General features: G+C 40.7%; 4 protein-coding genes. All 4 read right to left on the bottom strand.

The genetic code is table 11. From position 1 onward, the window contains the following. Window positions 1-70 precede the first annotated feature (70 nt). Window positions 71-394, bottom strand: coding sequence for a hypothetical protein (locus HXY43_RS09880; RefSeq protein ID WP_290882811.1), 324 nt, complete (start codon window positions 392-394; stop codon window positions 71-73). Between the two features lie 102 nt (window positions 395-496). Next, window positions 497-1024 carry a universal stress protein gene (locus HXY43_RS09875; protein ID WP_026732647.1) on the bottom strand — a complete coding sequence of 176 codons (528 nt, stop codon included), beginning with the start codon at window positions 1022-1024 and terminating at the stop codon, window positions 497-499. A gap of 126 nt (window positions 1025-1150) precedes the next feature. Next, complete coding sequence (gene ppsA, locus HXY43_RS09870) at window positions 1151-3595, bottom strand: phosphoenolpyruvate synthase (protein ID WP_290882807.1); 2445 nt, start codon at window positions 3593-3595, stop codon at window positions 1151-1153. 942 nt (window positions 3596-4537) lie between these two features. Further along, the gene (locus HXY43_RS09865) at window positions 4538-4768 is read right to left on the bottom strand and encodes a DUF4327 family protein (protein ID WP_290882805.1); all 231 of its coding nucleotides are present in this window, start codon (window positions 4766-4768) and stop codon (window positions 4538-4540) included. Window positions 4769-6000: the final 1232 nt, after the last annotated feature.

The following is a 6000-nucleotide window of genomic DNA, read 5'->3' as shown; positions in this document are numbered from 1 at the left end:
TATGAATTTACAATTCACGGGTATGTAGAGACGTAGCATTGCTACGTCTCTACAATGATTTGGCATCGAACTACAAAAATGTATGCACACATAATTCATGACCAAATTCAGCAACGCCGCTAACAGCATAATCTGATAAAAGTGGTGTATTACGGTTGTGGCTAGATGCCCACTCCCGAAACGCTTGTGCCAATTCTTCTGGGGTAGCGGTTTCGTATAAAGGACGCTGTACCTGTTGCGGTTGGACTAATCGCTCAAGCATTGCGTCCAGGTGTGGTTTAATTTCGTCTGGGCTTTTTGTTGTTATCCGCGCCAAAACCTGGGTGATTGTCTCTATGTCTTCTTTATGGGCTGACTCAAAATTGCGAAGCAGTTCTTTGGAAAGGTTATTCATAGCGATAACGCCACCATTCGACAGAAAACTTATTTTTAGATTACTGAGAAATTTCTACACAGAATAGGCGACTCGATTGATAAGATTTACTGAAAGATCAAACTAAGGTGTAGCTGCATGTGTAGCTTGTGAGTCTGCTTTTGTAGTCTGAATTAATCCTTGTACTGTTAAAACTGAACAGGGAGCATGATGCAGAACGTAATTACTGACGCTACCCAAGAAAAACTCACTTAGACCCCGCCGACCCCGACGACCAACGACAATTAAGTCAGCTTCCCACTTTCGAGCTACTTCACAAATGACTCGACCTGGTTCGCCAAAATTTTGAGCAAATTCAGTTGGTACACCTTTTGTGTTCGCCTGATTGTAAAATATTCTCAAAAATTCTATTCCTTCTTTTTTCAGTGCTTCCCACTGTCCCATGTAGTAGCTCACAGCTTGCGAGTGTAAACTAGGATAGAGAGTATCTGTTTGTAAGGCTATAGAACCTGGATAACGTTCATCGAAAGGATCTAGAACATGCAGCAACATCAGACGTGCATCCAGTTTTTGTGCCAAAGATAAAGCTTCATCAAAAACGTGCTGCCCAATTTCGGAATTGTCTATAGCAACTAATATTTTGGAAAACATAGTGATTAGTCCAAAGTCCAAAGTCCAAAGTCCAAAGTCCAAAGTCCAAAGTCCAAAGTCCAAAGTCCAAAGTCCAAAGTCCAAAGTCTAGAGTTTAAATTTTCACTCTTGACTCTTGACTCTTGACTATTGACTATCTTGTTCAGTCGCGGCGATTTCCAAGAGAGTCTTCAAAACTGAGTCAGGGTTGAGGCTAATTGAATCAATCTCCTGTTCTACTAAAAAGCGGGCAAATTCGGGGTAGTCGCTGGGTGCTTGACCACAGATACCAATTTTACGATCGCACTGTTTGGCAATTGCGATCGCCTGAGTTATCATCCGCTTGACTGCTTCGTCGCGTTCATCAAATAGATGGGCGACTAACTCAGAGTCCCGATCCAATCCTAGCGTCAACTGCGTCAGGTCATTCGAGCCAATTGAGAACCCATCAAATACTTCGCTAAATTTATCTGCTAGCTGCACGTTACTGGGCAACTCGCACATTACGTAGACTTCTAAACCGTTTTCACCGCGTACCAAACCGTTTTTCGCCATCTCTGCCAAGACTCGTTGACCTTCTGAAGGTGTACGGCAGAAGGGAACCATTAAAATTACGTTGGTTAAACCCATTTCATTGCGGACTCGCTTCATTGCTTGGCATTCCAGGGCAAAACCTTCACGGTAGCGATCATCGTAGTAGCGAGACGCACCGCGCCAGCCAATCATCGGGTTTTCTTCTTTGGGTTCAAACTGTTTACCACCCAAGAGGTTGGCATATTCATTGCTCTTGAAGTCCGAAAGACGGACAATTACAGGTTTGGGATAAAAAGCTGCGGCGATCGTACCAATACCCTGCGCCAGTTTATCTATAAAGAATTCGGCTTTGTCTTCGTATTGGCCAGTTAATTCTGCAATTTTGTATTTAGCAAGCTCATCTTCTAACTCGTCAAAGTGGAGTAGCGCGAGTGGGTGAGCTTTGATATGGTTGGCAATAATAAATTCCATCCGCGCCAATCCCACTCCATCATTAGGAATGGCTGCATAGCTGAATGCTTCTTCCGGATTGCCCACATTCATCATGATTTTAGTGCGGGTGCGCGGCAATTCCTCCAACGGTACTTCCCGCACTTCATAGGACAATAAACCCTGGTAAACTTTTCCGGTTTCACCTTCTGCACAAGAGATAGTGATTTCTTGCCCGGTTTTTATTGCAGTGGTAGCATTACCGCAACCAACGATCGCAGGTATTCCCATTTCTCTGGCAATAATTGCGGCGTGGCAAGTACGTCCGCCTTGGTTGGTAACGATCGCACTCGCTTTTTTCATGATCGGTTCCCAGTCGGGATCGGTACGGTTTGTCACCAGCACTTCTCCTGGCTGAAATTGCTGAATTTGATGCACGTCCAAGATGACTCTGGCTTTACCTTGCCCAATCATCTCACCCACACTTCGACCTGTAACCAACACATTACCCTTTTCTTTCAGATAGTAAGTGCGGAGTACATTTTGTTCTTTCTGAGACTGTACTGTTTCCGGACGCGCTTGGACAATAAATAGCTCATTGGTAATGCCATCTTTTGCCCATTCGATATCCATTGGCGTGTAGACACCGCGCACTTGCGAATAGTGGTCTTCAATGGTGCAAGCCCATTGTGCTAGTTGTAATATTTCATCATCATTGAGGGCAAATAGCAGCCTTTCACTAGCTGCAACAGGGACGTTCTTAGTTAATTTAGAACCGCCCACGTCATAGACCATTTTGATTTCTTTTGTACCTAAGCGTTTTGCTAATATCGGGCGGAATCCCTGTTGCAAAGTGGGTTTAAATACTAAGTATTCATCTGGGTTAACTGCACCCTGGACGACGTTCTCACCCAAACCGTAAGCAGCAGTAATCAAAGCAGCGTCTTTAAAACCAGTTTCGGTGTCGATAGAGAACATGACACCAGAAGCTGCTAAATCAGAACGCACCATTTTTTGCACGCCTACCGAGAGGGCGATATTGAAGTGATCAAAGCCTTTGATTTGACGGTAGGAAATAGCGCGATCGGTAAAAATGGAGGCGAAGCACTTGTGACAAGCTTCCAGTACAGCTGGCAATCCGTGGACGTTTAAGTAAGTTTCTTGCTGTCCGGCAAAGCTAGCATCAGGCAAGTCTTCGGCTGTAGCGCTGGAACGAACGGCTACATCGGTATCCGGGCCATATTGTTGACAGAGGTGTTCGTAAGCTTGAGCGATCGCAGTTTGTAATTCTTCAGGAAAAGGCGTTTGCAGCATTAAATTTCGAGCTTGCTTGCCTGTTTGACGCAGATTGTTAACATCATCTACATTTAAATCTGCAAAAATCTGACGCAATTTTGCCTCTAATCCAGCAGCTTGGATAAAGTAGCGGTAAGCGTAGGCACTGGTTGCAAAGCCATTAGGAACCTTCACGCCTTTGCACTCTAGTTCTTGAAGCATTTCTCCCAAAGAAGCATTCTTTCCACCTACTAAGGGAATATCTGCAATACCAACTTCAGTCAAAGGCAATACAAGGGCTTGTTCTTTAGAAACTTTGCTAGCAGTTTGTTGATTGACCAGTATTTCTGGCATTTTTAGCTTCCTCTAACACATAAAGCATCTTGAGAGGATTTGCAGTCAATTTTTCTGCTCTGCTCGTCCTACACCTATGGTTATAGGAAGATAATTTGAGGATCTTGTGAAGATTTTTGAGTGTAAATAAATGAAATATAGTTATGAGAGTAGTTGGTAGTTAGTTTTTGTTTGTTAGCTATGACTATACGGGCAGGTTTAATCAGATATTACTTTTGCCAGCGATTGACTAAGCAAAAACCCACCCCTACCTACTAACCACTATCAATCACCACGATAAATAAGTTGATATTTATTTGTACATTTCTATTGAAGTGAAACTGAAGAAAACATTGAGAAACATTAAGTAAATTGGAAAAATTTTAAAGTTCCTCACAAGTTCCTCATAATCAGCAATTATCATGAATAACATCAAAAGTTTGTTTTATATCCCTGATGGGATCGTTAACAAGCTGTTTAAATTGGCGATAAACACATTTAGAATGAGAATTTTTAGAAAATTATGAATTACTGTCCTTGTTGTTCTAGTCCTCTTTTACTACATATACGCGGCTCTGAAATCTACTGGTTTTGCCGCCACTGTTGGCAAGAAATGCCTGTACTGAATTGGGAAAAGCACAATTCATTAGCAGACTCTCTCTTAGAGAGTTTAAACAGAAGAATTCAGAAGCAAGAAGAGGCTAATACCCATCTTTCTGTTAGTTAGCGCTAATTAACAGCTAATGTGCGTCTTCATATCATAAATATCCTCATCGTTATTGGTCATTAGTCCTCAACAATGCAAATGTACAGGCGTACCCCGCAGGCGTACCCTACGGGAGGGCGCTGCGCGTCTACGCCTCTACCGACCAATAAGAAAGGATGAATCTCACTAATAGTTATGCAATTTAGATGCACAACAGCTTATTAAGTTTTGAATTTATTAATTTCAATTACAAGTTTTCAACAGCAATCCTCTGACCAATCTTCACGACCTAGCAAATCAATAATGCGGTCTCTAAGCAAAAATTCGTTTCTTTCTAGCTCCAGTTCTACATATACCCAGTCACGCTCAGGAATGTATTTACTGAGAGCATAAATTGGCTGGTTACGTTGAACAAGTCCTTGATTGACAAGTTCACGTGCTTCTTCCTTAATTACTTCAATATCGTATTTAACAGTAGTATCAAACATGATAAATCTCCTTGGAGTGCAACAATAAATTCAGGAACAAATTACTATAGCTGCCGAGCCTCCACCTTCAACTTATCAAAAGTTTGTGAGGAAATTATGAAGTTTGTAATCATTGATCGTTCATTCATAAACAAAAAGTAAAAAACAAGACTCCATATTTAAAGTCTCTTATTTACCTTTATTTTCTCAAAAACGCAAATACCCACTAGAGGAGTTATACTAACACCCTCAAAATTCAGATTTCCAAAGTATTTTTTCTACCATGTCTTCTCAACATGTTACGGCGAATCATCCTCTCCTACCCTACGGTAAGCCACCCATAGATATGCAGTGTCTTTTCCTAGGATCGGGCTTCTACATCACGGCAGGAAAAAATAGAATTCGCCACACCTAGATACCCCATAGAATTGATATTTAACTGTAGAGGCTTTCTGCCTAACTTTGCGTAGAGCCTAGAAAGTCCAGTAGAGCACTGGGATGAAACTGCACTACTCTAAAAAAATATACTTTCGCTTAATAACCTTTACTTAACTTTAGTCTCTGAAAATTAGTTCAGGAATTCCCAAATGCAAATTTAGATAAAGCAATAACTCTAATCTACGATTCGACTAGCTTGCTTAAATAGGGAGAAGAGTAGCTTTGATCTAGCATAACAGGCTTTTAGTACCGATCGTCACTGGCTTTCGATATATATCTCTTCCTTGCTTTTGATAGATGTCTGACAGGCCAAAAAGCTGGTATTATTAACAGAGTGCGTAAGTACTGCCTTGATCGTGTTCTTGAACAAAAGGTAATAACTATGAAAATTCTATAGCTAAGCGATTACCAACTAACAATGTAATTGGCTCGCGCGCTGACAAAATTCCAATTAATTTACTAAACATTTTAGCAATTTCAATTGAGTAAACAATCATATATCAACGCACATAAAGACCGATTTATTTTGTTCTCTTTTTGTTGTATTCAGGATTACATCATTCTACAAAGCTCTAATTGTATAAAACTCTAGGAGAAAGACATCTATCAAGATGAATATATTTTCTTGAAAGCAGACATAAGTTTTTGTGATACATCAAAAAGAGTACTTTTTGATGAAAATTGTTGACCTCCGTGACAAAGACATTCTGAAAGTTAAGTCAAGAGAAAAAGTTCTATTTTCATTTACAAAACCAACTGATATCATCACAAAAAAACATGAATAATGTATTTTTGTGACCCAAATCATGTAAAAG

Source organism: Fischerella sp. (assembly GCF_013388695.1).
Classification (GTDB): domain Bacteria; phylum Cyanobacteriota; class Cyanobacteriia; order Cyanobacteriales; family Nostocaceae; genus PCC9605.
Note: the sequence above shows the minus strand (reverse complement) of the source record. Positions and strands in the feature narration are given on the sequence as shown.

Bases quoted from the DNA above. Each gene is read 5' to 3' on its own strand.
- HXY43_RS09880 (WP_290882811.1), bottom strand. From the start codon at position 394: ATGAATAACCTTTCCAAAGAACTGCTTCGCAATTTTGAGTCAGCCCAT.
- HXY43_RS09875 (WP_026732647.1), bottom strand. From the start codon at position 1,024: ATGTTTTCCAAAATATTAGTTGCTATAGACAATTCCGAAATTGGGCAG.
- ppsA (WP_290882807.1), bottom strand. From the start codon at position 3,595: ATGCCAGAAATACTGGTCAATCAACAAACTGCTAGCAAAGTTTCTAAA.
- HXY43_RS09865 (WP_290882805.1), bottom strand. From the start codon at position 4,768: ATGTTTGATACTACTGTTAAATACGATATTGAAGTAATTAAGGAAGAA.